The 15,226-nt window shown below is 72.8% G+C and carries 17 protein-coding genes; 7 read left to right on the forward strand and 10 right to left on the reverse strand.

Going from position 1 to position 15,226, the window contains the following annotated elements:
* Window positions 1-96: 96 nt before the first annotated feature.
* The 4 genes from ACZ6W9_RS16720 to ACZ6W9_RS16735 form a co-directional block, all read right to left on the reverse strand.
* Window positions 97-864 (reverse strand): DeoR/GlpR family DNA-binding transcription regulator, encoded by a 768-nt coding sequence (locus ACZ6W9_RS16720; protein WP_389960241.1) that lies wholly within the window; start codon window positions 862-864, stop codon window positions 97-99.
* Between the two features lie 461 nt (window positions 865-1,325).
* Window positions 1,326-1,478, reverse strand: a complete 153-nt coding sequence (locus ACZ6W9_RS16725) for a DUF1508 domain-containing protein (protein WP_362932233.1) — start codon at window positions 1,476-1,478, stop codon at window positions 1,326-1,328.
* 76 nt (window positions 1,479-1,554) lie between these two features.
* A complete protein-coding gene (locus ACZ6W9_RS16730; protein ID WP_470118479.1) occupies window positions 1,555-2,391 on the reverse strand; it encodes an NAD(P)H-binding protein in 837 nt (278 codons plus the stop codon).
* A gap of 337 nt (window positions 2,392-2,728) precedes the next feature.
* Window positions 2,729-3,271, reverse strand: coding sequence for an RDD family protein (locus ACZ6W9_RS16735; RefSeq protein WP_470118480.1), 543 nt, complete (start codon window positions 3,269-3,271; stop codon window positions 2,729-2,731).
* Window positions 3,272-3,544: 273 nt separating this feature from the next.
* Here ACZ6W9_RS16735 and ACZ6W9_RS16740 point away from each other — a divergent pair, with 273 nt between their 5' ends.
* Window positions 3,545-5,425, forward strand: a complete 1,881-nt coding sequence (locus ACZ6W9_RS16740) for an asparagine synthase-related protein (protein ID WP_470118482.1) — start codon at window positions 3,545-3,547, stop codon at window positions 5,423-5,425.
* A gap of 151 nt (window positions 5,426-5,576) precedes the next feature.
* Here the strand turns inward: ACZ6W9_RS16740 and ACZ6W9_RS16745 are convergent, their stop codons facing one another.
* The 3 genes from ACZ6W9_RS16745 to ACZ6W9_RS16755 all read right to left on the reverse strand — a co-directional run bounded on the left by ACZ6W9_RS16745 (window position 5,577) and on the right by ACZ6W9_RS16755 (window position 7,103).
* Complete coding sequence (locus ACZ6W9_RS16745) at window positions 5,577-6,017, reverse strand: PIN domain-containing protein (protein WP_470118484.1); 441 nt, start codon at window positions 6,015-6,017, stop codon at window positions 5,577-5,579.
* On the reverse strand, window positions 6,014-6,262 hold the full coding sequence (locus ACZ6W9_RS16750) for a type II toxin-antitoxin system Phd/YefM family antitoxin (RefSeq protein ID WP_389960251.1): 249 nt from the start codon (window positions 6,260-6,262) through the stop codon (window positions 6,014-6,016). The genes ACZ6W9_RS16745 and ACZ6W9_RS16750 overlap by 4 nt, the downstream gene beginning before the upstream one ends.
* Window positions 6,263-6,476: 214 nt before the next feature.
* Window positions 6,477-7,103: a LysE family translocator gene (locus ACZ6W9_RS16755; RefSeq protein WP_389960253.1), complete on the reverse strand. Its 627-nt coding sequence runs from the start codon at window positions 7,101-7,103 to the stop codon at window positions 6,477-6,479.
* Between the two features lie 111 nt (window positions 7,104-7,214).
* Here ACZ6W9_RS16755 and ACZ6W9_RS16760 point away from each other — a divergent pair, with 111 nt between their 5' ends.
* Together ACZ6W9_RS16760 and ACZ6W9_RS16765 are read left to right on the forward strand one after the other, a co-directional pair.
* Window positions 7,215-7,667, forward strand: coding sequence for an Lrp/AsnC family transcriptional regulator (locus tag ACZ6W9_RS16760; RefSeq protein ID WP_389960255.1), 453 nt, complete (start codon window positions 7,215-7,217; stop codon window positions 7,665-7,667).
* Between the two features lie 162 nt (window positions 7,668-7,829).
* Entirely contained in the window at window positions 7,830-8,327 is a 498-nt protein-coding gene (locus tag ACZ6W9_RS16765; RefSeq protein WP_389960257.1) for a metallophosphoesterase family protein, read from the forward strand.
* Window positions 8,328-8,392: 65 nt separating this feature from the next.
* Here ACZ6W9_RS16765 and ACZ6W9_RS16770 read toward each other — a convergent pair whose 3' ends face one another.
* A complete protein-coding gene (locus tag ACZ6W9_RS16770; RefSeq protein WP_362932217.1) occupies window positions 8,393-9,196 on the reverse strand; it encodes a helix-turn-helix domain-containing protein in 804 nt (267 codons plus the stop codon).
* A 204-nt stretch (window positions 9,197-9,400) separates the two neighbouring features.
* Between ACZ6W9_RS16770 and ACZ6W9_RS16775 the strand changes: the two genes are divergently transcribed.
* The gene (locus ACZ6W9_RS16775; protein ID WP_389960260.1) at window positions 9,401-9,655 is read left to right on the forward strand and encodes a type II toxin-antitoxin system Phd/YefM family antitoxin; all 255 of its coding nucleotides are present in this window, start codon (window positions 9,401-9,403) and stop codon (window positions 9,653-9,655) included.
* Between the two features lie 69 nt (window positions 9,656-9,724).
* Here ACZ6W9_RS16775 and ACZ6W9_RS16780 read toward each other — a convergent pair whose 3' ends face one another.
* Window positions 9,725-10,600: an AEC family transporter gene (locus ACZ6W9_RS16780; protein ID WP_470118487.1), complete on the reverse strand. Its 876-nt coding sequence runs from the start codon at window positions 10,598-10,600 to the stop codon at window positions 9,725-9,727.
* A 250-nt stretch (window positions 10,601-10,850) separates the two neighbouring features.
* Here ACZ6W9_RS16780 and ACZ6W9_RS16785 point away from each other — a divergent pair, with 250 nt between their 5' ends.
* The 3 genes from ACZ6W9_RS16785 (at window position 10,851) to ACZ6W9_RS16795 (ending at window position 12,814) form a co-directional block, all read left to right on the forward strand.
* Window positions 10,851-11,084, forward strand: coding sequence for a hypothetical protein (locus ACZ6W9_RS16785; RefSeq protein WP_470118488.1), 234 nt, complete (start codon window positions 10,851-10,853; stop codon window positions 11,082-11,084).
* Window positions 11,084-11,476 carry a hypothetical protein gene (locus tag ACZ6W9_RS16790; protein WP_470118489.1) on the forward strand — a complete coding sequence of 131 codons (393 nt, stop codon included), beginning with the start codon at window positions 11,084-11,086 and terminating at the stop codon, window positions 11,474-11,476. The genes ACZ6W9_RS16785 and ACZ6W9_RS16790 overlap by 1 nt, the downstream gene beginning before the upstream one ends.
* A gap of 141 nt (window positions 11,477-11,617) precedes the next feature.
* Entirely contained in the window at window positions 11,618-12,814 is a 1,197-nt protein-coding gene (locus ACZ6W9_RS16795; RefSeq protein WP_389960268.1) for a serpin family protein, read from the forward strand.
* Between the two features lie 145 nt (window positions 12,815-12,959).
* On the opposite strand, the gene secA2 is transcribed toward ACZ6W9_RS16795, so the two are convergent.
* On the reverse strand, window positions 12,960-15,173 hold the full coding sequence (gene secA2, locus ACZ6W9_RS16800) for an accessory Sec system translocase SecA2 (protein ID WP_389960270.1): 2,214 nt from the start codon (window positions 15,171-15,173) through the stop codon (window positions 12,960-12,962).
* Between the last annotated feature and the right edge of the window lie 53 nt (window positions 15,174-15,226).

The following is a 15,226-nucleotide window of genomic DNA, read 5'->3' on the forward strand; positions in this document are numbered from 1 at the left end:
CGACTTCTGTGTTTCCTGTGAGATGGCGCATCGTGGGGGGTCCCAGCCGGGTGGCGTTGCCGCGCCGCCCGGCCTTCGAACCATCGGGGAGACGTCTCAGGGCAGCGCTATCACCCCGCCCGCGCGGGTGACGGCGTCCCGGACGCTCGGCGGCGGCTCCGCCTCCGTGATGAGGCCGGTGAACTCCTCCACGCCCGCGACCCGGTGGCGGGCGATCCGGCCGAACTTGCCGGAGTCGGCCAGCACGTACGATCGCGCCGCGTTCCGCAGGATGATCCTGCGGACCGCGATCTCGTCCAGGTAGTAGTCGGTCAGGCCCGCCGCGGCGTCGATGCCGCCGGACCCGAGGAAGGCGAGGTCCGGGTTCAGGTCGTCGAAGAACGACTGGGCGACCGGCCCCGACAGGGCGAGGTCTCCTTTGCGGAGCCTACCTCCGCAGACGAGGATCTCGACGCCCGGACGTTCGGCGAGCTCCGCCGCGACCAGCAGGGAGCACGTGGCGACGGTGCCGGAGAAGTCCATCGGCAGGGCGCGGGCCACCTCGACGGCGGTGGTCCCCACGTCTATCACGATCGTCTGGCCGGGCCGCATGAGCGCGGCGGCGGCGTGCCCGATGCTCCTCTTCGCCTCCGCGGCGGTCACCGACCGCTCGGCGAACGGCGCCTCCTCGCCGGCGGGCCGCCCGAGCGCGATCGTCGCGCCTCCGTGGACGCGAACCAGCTTCCCCTGGCGTTCGAGGAGCACGAGATCGCGGCGGATCGTCTCCGCCGACACGGTGAGCGCGCGGGCGAGCTCCTCCGTGCTGACCACACGGGAGGTCCGCAGCGCCTCGCCGATCCGCGAGTGCCGCTCAGCGGGCAGCATGCTTGCCCGCTTCTGTGGACTTCTGTGGGCTCATGAGGGCGAGTATGCGTCCATGTGGATGGCGTCGTCAACAGAGTGAGCCATCACACTCGGACTTTTTACTCAAATCTTGAACAAAACCCCCGAAAGATCCTCGCTTGGGGTCGCGATCCTCGCCATGTCTCCCGGGCCACGGGTGAAGGGGGAACCAGGAGGGAGCGACCGCTCGCTACGGCGTGGGGTGGCCTCTCGGAGCGAGCCGTCCCGGATCGTGATCGGCCGGTAGGCGCGGTACTGGCTGCCGGGTTCGAGGCCGTGGTTCACGATCCGGTGGTCGGTGCCGCCGGTACGGCGGCGTCACGTGGAACCGGTACGGCGGAGCCGCGTGGAGTCGTACGGCGGTGCCGCGGGGGCGGGGCCGCGACCGGCCCCCGGACCCGGGTGTCGTCGCCCGGGTCCAGGGGCCGTCGAAGGGCGGGGGCTCAGTTCTCGGTCTGGTCGTCGACGGGGGAGGGGGCGTTGGTGCGGACGGACTCGATGCCCTTCACCGCGCCGGCCGTGGTCTTGTAGGACTCGCGTACCCGCCGGGCCGAGACCGTACGGGCCGCCGGACCGGCGGCCCCGCCGTACGGCACGGACCGATCCGCCCGGGGAGGAACCGGTCGTACGGCCCGTGCGCGAGGTCGCCGCCGGAGCCGTACGGCCCGCCCGTCAGGCCGGGGCGGCGCGGAAGTCGCCGGCGTGGTGGGCGGCCCACTCCTCGTAGGTGTGCGCCGGGCGCCCCGTGACCTCCTCCACGGTCGGCAGCACCTGCGCCTCCCGGCCCACCGAAGCGGCGAGCGCGTCGAGCAGGAAGTCGACTCCCTGCGCGGGCATGCGCCGGACGAGGTGCTCCCGGGCCTCCTCCCTCGGCTGCTCCTCCAGCCGCAGCGGCCGGCCGATCGCCTCGCCGATGATCCGTACCCGCTCGGTCTGGGTCAGCGACCGCGGCCCGGTGAGCACGTGCGACCGGCCGGCGTGCTCGTCGAGCAGGGAGCGGACCGCGACCGCGGCGATGTCACGCTCGTCGATCGGCGCCATGGCCGCCTCCCCGTACGGCACGCGCACCACGTCGCCGTGCCGGATCTGCGGGGCCCAGTTCAGGTCGTTGGTCATGAACGCGCCCGGCCGGACGAACGTCCACGCCAGGCCGGAGTCCTGCACCGCCCGCTCGCACGCGATGTGCTGCTCGCCGATCCAGTTCGGCTCGGGGATCGTCACCGCGGAGGAGGACAACAGCGTCACGTGCCGCAGTCCGGCCTCCGCGCCGATCCGCAGGAAGTCGCCGAGCGAGCCGAACACCGGGAAGAGGAACGCCCTGTCGACGCCGCGCAGCGCGACCGGCAGCGTCTCGGGGCGGGTCAGGTCGCCCGGCAGCACCTCGACGTCGCCCGGCAGATCGGCGCGGGCGGGATCACGGGTGATCGCGCGGACCTTCTCGCCCGCGTCGAGGAGCTGCCGCACGACGTTGCGGCCGACGTTTCCGGTGGCGCCGGTTACCAAGATCATGTTCCGCTCTCCTTCGGATGCAAAGGCCCGGATGAGGTGTCGCGTCGACGCGAGTGTCTCCCGGGCGGAGGCCGGTCCCCCATCCGGGGTCGATCTTCAGAAGACACTCCCGTCACCGGGGACCGGCCCTCCGGGGGCCGTTTCCGCCACCGGGGACCGGTCCCCGGTGGCCGCTCCCGCCGTCGGGAGGACGATCTTCCGGGCGGCTGCCCGCGACGCCGGACGTCGCGGCGAACCGGCCCGCCCGGCCCGCCCGGCCCGCCCGGCCCGCCCGGCCCGCCCGGCCCGCCCGGCCCGCCCGGCTGTGCAGCCGCCCGCCCGGGCAGCCCGGCGGCCCCTACGGGGTCCGCCGTACGACCCGGGTGCCGCCGGCCAGGTCGTACGGCGTCCGGGCCGAGGGCAGGAACAGGGAGCCGAGCCAGCAGAACATGACGGCGTAGGTGACGACCGTCAGCGCGACGACGGGTCCGGGGACCTCGCCTCCCGCCTGCGAGACGAAGGCGAAGGCGACCGTGTGTCCCAGCTCCCAGGGGACGGCGATCTTGAGGGTGTTGCGCAGCAGCGCGGGGCCGAACCTCACCGGCCGTCCGGACCGCGCGTCGGCGACGGCCAGCCCCATGCGCCGCTTGCCCGGGGTCGCCTGGAGCGGGCCGGACTCGCGCCGGGCCGCCCACACGGTGACCGGCACGATCAGGATCAGGAACGAGACGACGTTCCACCCCCATGCGGGAAGCCGGAGCCCCATGCCGCCGGCGGCGACGCCGACGGGCACCAGGAGCAGCGGCAGGACCAGGACGCACAGCCAGTCGATCAGCCACGCGACGATCCGTCGCCCGGCGGGGGCCCGGTCTCCCGATCCGGCCGGTGCCGTGGACGACATGCGAGGTCCCTTCCGCGGGGGGCGAACCCGTACGTACGGGGCCTGACCGTACTCGGCGGGAGGACGCGCCCGCGGGAGACGCGCCGGGAGCGTGAAAGGGAATCGCGGGATCGGCGGAGCAAGGGGTATGGGCCGCAGAAAGGACATCCGCTACATGACGCCCCCACCCGACCCGGCACGACATCCCCGGGCAACCCCGCGGGACCGGGATGTGTATGAGATCACGGACGGCGGAACGGCCGCCGCCCTTCTCCCACCCATCCGGAGTTTCCATTGCGCGTACATCTAGTGGTCGCGGCCAGGCGCCCGGGGGTCCCGCTGCCCCCCGCGGTGCTCGCCGCGGCACGCGAGGGGATCACCTGCGCCTTCCCCGTGCCGCCCGCCACCGTGACCGCGCGCGAGTGGCTCTCGGCCAGAGGCGACGCGGCGCTGCTCTCGTGGTCCAACGAGCCCGAGGGCCACGGAACGCCGGTCATGTGCGCCGGGGGCGGCCGGGTGGCGGGCCTCACCGGCCACCTGGCCGACCCGGCCGACGCCGACCGGCTGCTGGCCGCGCCCCGGCTGGGGGAGGTGGCCGCCCATGCGGGAGGCTGCTTCTCGGTCTTCCGGGCCTCCGACGAGGAGGTGGGCGCGGCCACCGGCCTCACCCGGGCCTGCCCGGTCTTCTTCGCCGAGACCTCGGAGGTCCACGTGTTCGGCAGCCGGGCCCTGCTCGTCCACCTCGCCGCGCGGGCCGCCGAGACCGGGTCGGAGCGTCCCGGGATCGTCTGGGACGTGCCGGCGCTGGAGTCGATGGTGCGGATCGGCTACTTCCTGTCCGACGAGACCCCGTTCGACGGGGTCGGCGCGCTGCCGCCGGCCGCCGAGATCAGGGTCGCGGCCGGCCGCCGTACCGTGACCGTGGCGCCCCTGCCCGAGGCGCGTCCCAGACCCGCGTCCAGGCGGGCGATGCGCGCCCAGGTCAACGAGCTGGCCGACGCGCTGCTCGCCGCGGTGGAGCCGCTGCGGGGCACGACCGAGCCGGTACGGCTGTCGCTCACCGGGGGCCGCGACAGCCGCCTGCTCGCCGCGCTGCTGCACCGGGCGGGCATCCCGTTCACCGCGGCGACCGCCGGCGAGGACGACCACCCCGACGTGGTGCTGGCCCGCCGCGTCGCCTCCGCCCTCGGCGTCGAGCACCGCGTGACCCGTCCCAAACGCTCCGAGGACGGCGCGGACCTGGTCGTGCCCCATCCGCTCACGCGGACCCGCAACGTGCTGTCCGCCTGCGAGGGGATGCTCTCGGCGTACGAGAACGTCCCCGCCGCCACGCGGTTCGACCCCGTCCCCCGGATGTCCGGGCACGGCGGGGAGATCCTGCGGGGCGGGTTCCTGCAGAACCAGGAGGACCTGGAGCCCAGGGCCCTGCGGCGCAGGGTGGACGGCTTCTTCACCAGGAACGCCGACCTGCTGACCCGGGAGGGCAGGGAGCACGCCGAGATCCTGGCCGCCCCCTGGCGGGAACGCTGCCGCGCCGACGGCCCCCGGACGCTCGACCACTTCTACCTCATGTACCGGGTCGGACGATGGCACGCCGCGTCACGCGCGTCGCTGCTGCGCACCGGCACGCCCGTCCCGCCCTTCCTGGACAACCGCGTCGTCCGGACGGCGCTGTCCATCGACCCGGTGTGGCGGCGCTCCGAGGAGGTCGTCCACGGGGTGATCGGCGTCTTCGCGCCGCGGCTCCGGGACGTCCCGATCGAGGGCAAGCCGTGGCGCTTCGAGGCCGAACGCACCGAGACCACGCTGCTGGACCGCGTCCGCCGCCGCCTCCGCCCCCCGGCCCCGGATGGGCACCCCGAGAGCGGGCCCGGGAGGGGCGCCTCCCGGGCACCGGCCACGAAGGCGTGGAACTGGCGGCTGAACCCCACCGGCGAGCTGGCCGAGCTCCTCGGAACGGGCATCGCGGACGCGCGCGGCGAGGTGGTGGCCGAACAGCTCACCGGGATCTTCGACGAGGCCGGGGCGGCCACGCTGTCGGCGGCCTTCCCCGCCCGGCGGGTGGACGCCGCCTGGCATCTCTACACGGTCTCCACGATGCTCACCGAGGGCTTCGCGGACCCCGCGCCCCCCGGCCTGCCGACACTGCGCGTCCCCCGCCCGGCGTCCCGGTGACGCCCGCCGCCCGGGTACACGGGAGCCACCCGGGCGGCGACCCCCCGTCCCGGCCAGGCCGTACGGCTTCGTCCTGAAGGTTGTCGCGTCACGGGCTCCGTGGTCCGATCACTACGTATGGTGGACCGGTCTCGTGACCATGTTTCCCGTGTCAGAGGTCATCCGGGAGCAGACGGAAGCAGGCGTGGCCGGTCAACGGGCGGATGGCCCGGAAGTGATCGCGGTCCAGAGTGAAAACGGCGTCCGTGCGGAATTCGGCGGCCAGTGCCGCGTTCATGGCGTCGGTCAGTCCGATGTCCATCGTTCTGTAACGTTCCATGAGGGCGCGGGCGGTGCGCAGGTGCGGCGATACCTCCGGGATCTCGTACCGCTTCACATCGATCTTGCTCATGATGTGGTCGAGGACCATGAACGCGGCGTGCTGTCCGATCCTGCTGTTGAGGAGATAGTCCAGCTCGGCCAGCACCAATGGGGAGATGACCAGGTGGGCCACCTGGGCGCGGGCCTTGACACAGGCCGGGTGTTCCATGTCCCGGCGGTTGAAGAGTGCCAGCAACGCGGAAGTGTCCGCGATGGCGACCGTCGTGCTCACCGGCCGAAACCCTCGGCCAGAAGCGCCTCCGTGCGAGCCGAGAGGTCGGGCGGCCCGTCGAACAGAGGCAGGTCCTCGTCTCCCATCGGATCGGTGGGGAACGGGGGCGGGAGTTCCGCCTTGTCGACGGGAACGAGCGTGGCGATATGACGTCCGTTCTTTGTCACCGCCACCGTCTCCCCGTTTTCGGCCGCCGCGAGGATCCGGGCGGACTGCTGGTTGAACTCGCGCGCCGTGGTTTCCATGCCTCGATTGTACTACCTATGTACTACATGGGGTCGCGAAAGGCGGGAACAGGCGCATGAACCGGCGGGGCCGGTGCAGTGACCTTCGGGCCGGCCTGACCATACGTCATTCTTGGCCGGTCTTCGGCATCACCGGCACCCTGACGGGCCTCGCCGCCGAGTCGCCCGGTCCGCCGATCCACCGTGAGGGTGGAACTCCCGTGTCCGGTGCGCCTCAGCTCACGAGGTGATCGATGAGCAGCCAGGCGCCGACGCCGGCCATGGCGGCCCCCGACAGCCGGCTGACGTGGCGGGCCAGGGTGGGGCGGGCGTGCAGGACGGTACGGGTCAGGGTGCCCAGGCAGAGGTAGAACAGGGCGCAGGTGACCATGAAGGCCAGGCCGAGGGCGCCGATCTGCCCGGCGACGGGCCAGGCGGCCCGCGGATCGGTGAACTGCGGGAGCAGGGCGAGGAAGATCAGCAGGCCCTTGGGGTTGAGGCCGCTGACGCCGATGCCGCGCAGGAAGGTCCCCCAGCCGGTGCCGTCCGGCCCGTCGGCCGGTGAGGTCGATACGGCCGGTGCGGCGGGGCGGGCGAAGGTCGTCACGCCGTGCCACACCAGGTAGAGACCGCCGACGAGGGTGAGTCCGGTCAGGACGGCCGGTGACCGGGCGACCAGCGTCCCGACCCCGGCCGCGACGACGAGCGTGATCACGGCGTAGCCGACGACCAGGCCGCCCACCGCCGGGTACACGGACCGGTCCCGGAGTCCGGCGCCGATGGTGAACGCCCAGTCCGCACCCGGGACGGCGATGAGCAGGAACGCGACCACCCAGAAAGCGAGCAGGGAACCGGCGGCCATTGATGAGTTCCTCTCGGCTGAACGGCGGATGCGGGAAGAATACGATGGATATGAACGAATGTGTTTGCGTATATCTCTCCACGCGGCGGCATTCGTGGAAGGATTTCCCGGGTGGACGGAATCGACCGCAAAATTCTTGCCGTGCTCCAGGAGGACGGCCGCCTGACGATCACCGAACTCGCCGCGCGGGTGGGGCTGAGCGTCTCGCCGTGTCACCGCCGGCTGCGGGAGCTGGAACGCAGCGGGACGATCCGCGGCTACCGCGCGGTCGTCGACGCGGGCGCCCTCGGCCTGGGGTTCCAGGCCCTCGTCTTCGTCACCATGCGCCAGGAGGACCGCGACACCCTCCTGGGCTTCGAGGACGCCGTCGCACGGATACCCGAGGTGGTGCAGGCGCAACGGCTGTTCGGCGACCCCGACTACCTGCTGCGCATCGTCACCGCCGACCTGACCGCATACCAGGAACTGGAGGACGACGTCCTGTCCGCGCTCCCCGGTGTGCAGCGCCTGAATTCCACCCTCGTCATGAAACACGTGGTGAACGATCGGCCTTTTCCCGTCTGATGGGGACTCGTTTCCTGTGAGCTGTTTCCCGCTCGTCCATTCCGTCCCTGCCCGGATCCGCCCGGCGCGGGTTCCGGGCCTCCTGCGGGCGGGAACCGTACGGGGGCCGCACGCTCACCGGGCGGCGGGCATGCGGCGGGCCCCCGCGGGGAGGATGGGGGGATGAAGGTCGTGGTCCTGTCCGACACGCACGCGCCGCGGCGGTGGAAGTCGTGCCCGCCGCGGGTGGCCGGGCACCTGCGCGACGCCGACCTGATCCTGCACGCCGGGGACGTCTGCGTCCCCGAGGTGCTGGAGGAACTGGCCGGCTACGCGCCGGTGCGCGCGGTCAAGGGCAACAACGACGGGCCGGACGTGGTGGCGCCCGAGACCCTGGAACTCGACCTCGACGGACTGCGCGTGGCGATGATCCACGACAGCGGGGCGGCGAAGGGCCGCCTGGCCCGGATGCGCCGCCGGTTCCCCGGCGCCGGTCTGGTCGTCTTCGGCCACTCCCACATCCCGCTCGACGAGAGCGGCGGCGCGGACGTGGGCGGTCTGCGGATCTTCAACCCCGGCTCGCCGACCGACCGGCGCCGCCAGCCGTACGGGACCATCGGGCTGCTGCGGGTCGAGGACGGTGCGCTGGCCGAGGCGCGGATCGTCCCGGTCACCGGCTGAGAGCGGGCACCGGTCCGCACCCGGGTCCCGCCGTACGGGGCGGGGGTCGACCGCCGTACGGGGCGTCAGTCGGGGTGGTGCTGGTGCTGCAGGTAGGCGGCGGTCTCGGGGCTGGCCGGGAAGTACGCCTCGATGGCCAGCTCGGCGACGGTGATGTCCAGCGGGGTGCCGAAGGTGGCCATCGTGCTGAAGAAGACGAGCTCGCGGTAGCCGCGGCGCAGCCGCAGGGGGACCACGATGTCACCGGGGCCGGGCCGTTCGATCTCCGGCTCGGGCTGGTCGCAGGGGTAGCCGTCGAGCTCCCGCCAGAGCGCGGCCAGGTCGGAGTCGGCGGTGAGGCTGATCTGGCGGCGCAGTCGGTGCAGCAGGTGGGCCCGCCACTCGCCGAGATTGATGATCCGCTGGGCCATCCCCTTGGGGTGCAGGCTCAGCCGCAGCACGTTGACCGGCGGGTCGAGCAGCTCCGGCGCGACGCCGCGCAGCAGCACGCCGGTGGCGGCGTTGCGGTCCACGAGGTTCCACCGCTGGTCCACGACCACCGCCGGGTACGGCTCGTGGCCGTGCAGCACCTGGCCGAGCGCCTCCCGCACCGAGGTCATGTGCGGGGAGTTGAGCGGCGTCTCGGAGTAGACCGGCGCGAAACCCCCGGCCAGCAGGAGGTGGTTGCGCTCACGCAGCGGGAGGTCCAGCTCCTCGGCCAGCCGCAGGATCATGTCGCGGCTCGGATTGGACCGCCCGGTCTCCACGAAGCTCAGGTGCCGGGTGGAGATGTCGGCCTGCAGGGCGAGGTCCATCTGACTCATCCGCCGGCGTTCCCGCCACTGGCGCAGCAGCTCGCCGACCGGCCGGGACGCGCTGGTGGTGGTCACGATCACACGATAGTCCCGGCCCCGTAGGCGAAACCATTACCAGGAGCGTAATCGTGACCTTGAAGTCACCGCCACGCCCGGGACCCGAACGGCCGTCACCGCGTGCTTCTCCGACGTCGCTCCCTCCGGATCCCGGCCGTCTCCAATTGCCGGAGTCGGCGATTTCACCCGTCTCCGGTGAAGAGCCGTGGCGTAATCATTCATGTGACGGTTCTTCCTCTGGCCGAGGCTCGTGCGCGACTGTCCCGCATCGTCGAGTCCGCCGTCCGCACGCGTGAACGATTCGTGATCACCCGTGACGGTATGCCCGCAGTCGTGCTGTTGGCCGCCGACGACTACGAGACGATGCGCGAGATGCTCGGCATCCTCTCCTCGGCGGAGGCGGTGGAGGCCATCCGCGAGGGGCTGGCCGACCTGGAAGTGGGAGGCACCTACCCCGAAGGCCGAAGTGGAGGCTGAACTACGCCGGATCGGCCGCCTGTGAACCGCCGATCCGAGTCGGCCGGGACTCCGGGGCCAGGCGACGGATCAGGGGGACGCGGTGAGGACGATGGCGGCGAGGGTGAGGGGGGACAGGGCGCTGGAGAGGAGGATGGCGTCGCGCGGGAGGTCGGCGGCGTGGCCGGACTCGACGGCGTAGACGTAGGTGTTCTGCGCGGTGGGCAGTCCCGCGAACAGGACGGCCGCGAAGAGCGCGTGGCCGTCGAGGTGGAGGAGGAACCGCCCGGCGAGGAAGGCCGCGAGCGGCTGGGCGAGCAGCTTGAGCGCCACCACCGGAGACGTGTCCCGCCAGGCGACGGCCGAGCCGTTCAGCGACATGCCGAGCGAGAAGAGCGCCAGCGGCACGGCGGCCCCGCCGAGGACCTCCAGGGGCTTCGCCACGAGCCCGGGCGGGTGCAGGCCGAGGGCGGACACGCCCAGGCCGAGGAGCGAGGCCATCACGATGGGGGTGCGCAGCGGCGTGAGCAGGGACGGACGCTCCGCTCCGATGCAGAGGACGACCAGCGGCGCGATCAGCGTGACCTGGAAGACGATCACCGACACCACGAACGTCGCGTCGTGCAGGACGTACAGGCCGACCGGGATGCCGAGGTTGCCGGAGTTGACGTAGGCCGACGACATCGCGGCGACCATCCGTTCGGGCGGCTTGCCGCGCCACAGCGCGAACGCGGCCAGGCCGACGACGAGCGTGCTGACGGCGAAGGCCAGCAGCGGGCGCGGCTGGATCCGGTCCAGCGGCGTACGGCTCAGCGTGCCGAACAGCACGGCCGGCATCGCGAGGTTGAACGCGAACCGGGTGAGCGTCCGCTGGAACTCCTCACCCGCCCACCCGGACCGGGCGGCCAGCCAGCCGAGGGCGCCGATGAGCCAGATGGGGGCGAACGCCGCGATCACCGCCTGCACCGCCCCACCGTAACGGTCCCCCGCCCGCACGCCTCGCCGGGGAGGACCTGTCCGCGAGGCCGGCGGACGCTCAGCTATCACGGCTCCGGTGAAGTGCCGCTCCTGCGGAGGGAGGCGGTAAGTGTGGGCGCGGGCCGTATGACCTCCATGAAGGGGCGGACTGAAGAATTATCCGGCCATACCTTTACAAGTCGTCGATAAGATGTCCAGTTCGCTGGACGCCCCCTGTCCAGTACGCTAACTTCCGTGCGTGCTTCAGACCTACCAGGAGATCCGCGATCGGATCTACGAGCTCGCGCGCCGGCATTCTTTACGGCCCGATTGGGTCGATGCAGGGCGGACCATGCGATCCCTTCTCCTCCACAACTCGGAGCAGACGGTGGTGGCCCGCTCCAGGGTCCCCTTGCGGCATATGGACCCCGACCTGCTCGCAGCCCTCGCCTATGACCTGGAGGGGGTGTTCGGAAAGGGATGGATGGATTGATGAACCCCACACCTCTGCAGCTCACCATGCGGGCCGTACGCAAGTCCGACTACTGGATCGCACTTCCGGTGGACGCCCCCATCAGGGGGGGCGTCTCCGGTGACACGCTGGCGGAACTGTACGAAGAGGTGGAAGCGGCCAAGCACTTCATCCTCGACGCTCCAGCCGAGGCCGAGATAGTCGTGACCTATCTGTATGAGGTGGACGGCGTTCCTCCCACGGTGCTCGAGACCTACCGAGAGCTTCGCGCTCAGCGCGATCAGGTGACCACCAGACTGGGAGAGAGCGCCAGAGAGGCTGTGGCCGCTCTCCGAGCGGCGGGCATCTCGGTCCGGGACAGCGCGGCCCTGCTCGAACTGTCGAAGTCCCGGGTCGATCAACTGAGCGCGTGAGAAATCGCATCGATCTCCTCGTGAGTGTGCATGGCCCGGCGGTGTGTCACGGGTGGGGTGGTGGCCTCCGGGGGCATTGCCCGGTATGGGAGGTGGTGAGATGATCGCGCCTTCCGACGGTCTCTCAGCTCGGAGGTGGGCATGGTGCTCGGCGGATCGCAGGGGGAACTCGTCGCGGCGGTGAACGCGCTGACCGCGCGCTGGGCCGCCGCCTGTTCCGGGGAGCCGTCGACCGTGCTGGCGGGGGCGGGCGTCTGGCCGCTGCTGGCGTATCTCGCCTCGGCCGCCGACGGGCCGGGGCGCGGGGAGCTGGAACGGGCCGTCGGGGTGGACGCCGGTGGCGCGGCCCGGGCGGCGGGGGAGGTCCTGGCGATCCTGGACCGCTCGCCGGCCGTCCGCGCGGCGCTCGGGCTGTGGACGGGGCACGGGCTGCGGCTGCGGCCGTCGTGGACCGCCGCGCTGCCGCAGCACCTGCGCGGCGAGCTGACCGGCGTCCCGGAGGACGACCGGGCCGCGCTGGACGCCTGGGCCGCGGACCGGACCGGCGGGCTCGTCCGGTCCCTGCCCGTGTCCGTGACCGGGGACACGCGCCTGGTGCTGGCCGGCGCGCTCACCGTCCGCACCGCCTGGCGTCACCCGTTCCTCGACGAGGGGGCCGAGCCCTCCTCCGGTCCGTGGGCCGGCCGGACGATCGCGGTGCTGCGCCGTACCACCCGGGCGCCCGAGCCGGTCCGGGTCGCCGGCACCCCGGCCGGGCCGCTGACCGTGCTCCGGATCGAGGGGGACGGAGAGGCCGACGTGCACCTCCTCCTCGGCGAGGAGTCCCGCACGGCCGGCGAGGTCCTCGCGGCGGGGGTCGGCGTCCTGGCCGGGCGGCACGCGGCGGTGGACGGCGACGCCCTGGCGGACGGGGACGCGGGGCCGGGCGTCACCGTCTCCCGCGAACGCTCCCACGAGCCGGGCGACCTGCTGGCCGTCACGGTGCCGCGGTTCGCCGTCGCCTCCTCGCACGACCTGACGGCGCTGCCGGAGGTGTTCGGCCTGGGTACGGTGACCGACACGAGCCGCGGGCACTTCCCCGGCATCGGCGACGAGCCGCTCGCCGTCGGGCAGGCCAGGCAGGACGCGGTCGCGACGTTCTCCGCCACCGGGTTCGAGGCGGCGGCCGTCACCGCCTTCGGCATGGTCACGGCCGCGGCGGTGACCCGGCCCGCCCACCGGGTGCGGAGGGTCGAGGTCGATCTCACCCGGCCCTTCGGATTCCTCGCCGCGGACCGGGTGAGCGGCCTGGTGCTGGCGGCCGGCTGGGTGGCCGAGCCGGAGGCGTGGAACCCGTAGGGGCCGCGGGGCGGCCGTGGCCGCCGCAGGGTGCCGTGACCGCTGCCGGGCGCCGCCGGGCCGGAACGCCGGCCCCCGGGTGCGCCGGGGCGCCCGGCCGTGGGTGCGGGCGCGGGCGCGTGGAGACCAGCGGGCGGCGCGAGGGTCAGCGGCGGCCGCGGACCTTGGTGGCCAGGCGGTTGAGGATGCGCTCCCACTCGGTGCCGAAGGGGTTCTCCTGGACGAGGTAGGTCCAGGTGGCGGTGGGCCGCTTCAGGCCCGCGCCGTCGAGGTCGAGGCCGTCCTCGGTGATCTCGGCGGCCTCGAACGCCTCGACCGAGCGGGACTCGATCTCGGCCAGCATCCGCTCGTAGGCCGGCTTGGCCTCCTTGTTGAACTCCTCGATCGGGCTCAGCCGGCCCAGCGCGCGCAGGTGGATGCCCTCGCGCAGGTCGCCGAGGTAGGCCAGGTGGTCGGCCCAGCAGCGGTCGAGGTGGAACAGGACGATCTGCCGGGCGGCCTCGTCGAGCACGTCCTCGCCGACGCGCTCCGACAGCTCCGTCCACCGCTCCGGGGCGGCCCCCGCGAGGGCGTCGCTCGCCGAACGGCCGCGCAGCACCTTCTCCCGCAGTCCCAGGACCATGGCGCGGTGCTGTTCGAGCAGCCGGGTGTAGCGCCAGGTGTTGCGGTGGATCTCCATGTCCACGCCCTCGGCGACGCGCTGGGCGTGGCCCACCAGGTCGCGGTCGGGCACGCCCCTGGCGTACTCGTCGGCCACGTAGTGGGTGATCAGGTCGTCCTCGCCGCTGACGAGGAAGACCGACCCGCCCGGGTCGCCCTGGCGGCCGGCGCGCCCGCGGAGCTGGTCGTCCAGGCGGCTGCTGGCGTGCCGGCCGGAGCCGATGACGTAGAGGCCGCCGAGCTCCTCCACGCCCTCGCCGAGGCGGATGTCGGTGCCGCGCCCGGCCATCTGGGTGGAGACGGTGATCGCGCCGCGCTCCCCGGCGCGGGCGATGATCGCGGCCTCCTCGGCGTCGTTCTTGGCGTTGAGGACCACGCAGTCCAGGCCGCGGCCGGCGAGGTTGCCGGCCAGCCGCTCGGACTCGGCGACGTCGAGCGTGCCGACCAGGATCGGCCGCCCGGTGGCGTGCACCTCGGCGATCTCGTCGACCAGGGCGTGGTCCCGCTCCATCGCGTACTCGAACAACCGGTCCGGCTCGTCGGTCCGCACACACGGGCGGTTGGGCGGGACGGCGGCCACCTTGAGGTCGTAGAACTCCCGGAGCTGGTCGCCGACCGCGACGGCGGTGCCGGTCATGCCGCACCGCTGCGGGTAACGGGTGATCAGCCCCTGGACGGTGATGGAGTCGAGGACCTCGCCGGTCTCGGAGGGGGCGAGCGCCTCCTTGGCCTCGACCGCGGCCTGCAGGCCGTCCGGCCAGCGCTGGAGCATCGCCACCCGGCCCCGGGAGGGGTTGATCAGGTGGACCCGGCCGTCGCGGACGATGTAGTCGACGTCCCTGGTCAGCAGCGCGTGGGCGTGCAGGGCGAGGTTGACCTCGGTGAGCGTGGCGGGGGTGTCGTACAGGTCGACGCCGAGGGCCTCCTCGACGGTGTCGATGCCCTTGGACGTCAGGTGGACGTTGCGCTCGGAGTCGTCGATCTCGTAGTGGTAGCCCTTGACGAGCCGGCGGACCAGCGCCGCCGTCTCCGGCGCGGCGTCGCCCGGGTCGGCGGCCCCGGCCAGCACCAGCGGCACCCGGGCCTCGTCCACCAGAACCGAGTCGGCCTCGTCGACCAGCGCCACGTCCGGCTCGGGCACGACCAGGTCGGCCACGTCGGTGACGATCCGGTCGCGCAGCACGTCGAAGCCGATCTCGCTCACCGAGCCGTAGGTGACGTCCGCGGCGTAGGCGGCGCGGCGCTCGTCCGGGGTGGCGGACTCCGAGATCCAGCCGACCGACACGCCCACCGCCTCGTACAGCGGGCCCATCCACTCGGCGTCGCGCCGGGCGAGGTAGTCGTTGACGGAGATCACGTGGACGTGCTTGCCCTGCAGGGCGTACCCGGCGGCGGCCATCGCCCCGGACAGGGTCTTGCCCTCGCCGGTGGCCATCTCCGCGACGTTGCCGGACAGCATGGCGAGGGTGCCGACGAGCTGCACGTCGTACGGCCGCAGCCCCAGCGTACGGCGCGCCGCCTCGCGCATGATCGCGCAGAACCCGGCCAGGTCGTCGGTGGAGGGCCTGGGCAGCTCGTCCGTCGCCCGCAACTCGTCCTCGCGTTCCCCGGCCGCCGCGACGACCCGCTGGAAGGGGGCGAGGTCGATCGAGCCGGGGCGCTCCAGGAATCGTCTGATGCGTGCGGTTATCGAGGCCACGTTCCCTCCAACGCCCGCTTCCGGGGCCATGGTTCCGCTGTCGCCTCACCGTA

It is taken from the genome of Streptosporangium sp. NPDC053982 (genome assembly GCF_055585205.1).

What these genes read in the sequence shown, in the direction of transcription:
- ACZ6W9_RS16720 (WP_389960241.1), bottom strand. Translation starts at nt 864, where the DNA reads ATGCTGCCCGCTGAGCGGCACTCGCGGATCGGCGAGGCGCTGCGGACC.
- ACZ6W9_RS16730 (WP_470118479.1), bottom strand. Translation starts at nt 2,391, where the DNA reads ATGATCTTGGTAACCGGCGCCACCGGAAACGTCGGCCGCAACGTCGTG.
- ACZ6W9_RS16735 (WP_470118480.1), bottom strand. Translation starts at nt 3,271, where the DNA reads ATGTCGTCCACGGCACCGGCCGGATCGGGAGACCGGGCCCCCGCCGGG.
- ACZ6W9_RS16750 (WP_389960251.1), bottom strand. Translation starts at nt 6,262, where the DNA reads ATGGAAACCACGGCGCGCGAGTTCAACCAGCAGTCCGCCCGGATCCTC.
- ACZ6W9_RS16755 (WP_389960253.1), bottom strand. Translation starts at nt 7,103, where the DNA reads ATGGCCGCCGGTTCCCTGCTCGCTTTCTGGGTGGTCGCGTTCCTGCTC.
- ACZ6W9_RS16765 (WP_389960257.1), top strand. Translation starts at nt 7,830, where the DNA reads ATGAAGGTCGTGGTCCTGTCCGACACGCACGCGCCGCGGCGGTGGAAG.
- ACZ6W9_RS16790 (WP_470118489.1), top strand. Translation starts at nt 11,084, where the DNA reads ATGAACCCCACACCTCTGCAGCTCACCATGCGGGCCGTACGCAAGTCC.
- ACZ6W9_RS16795 (WP_389960268.1), top strand. Translation starts at nt 11,618, where the DNA reads ATGGTGCTCGGCGGATCGCAGGGGGAACTCGTCGCGGCGGTGAACGCG.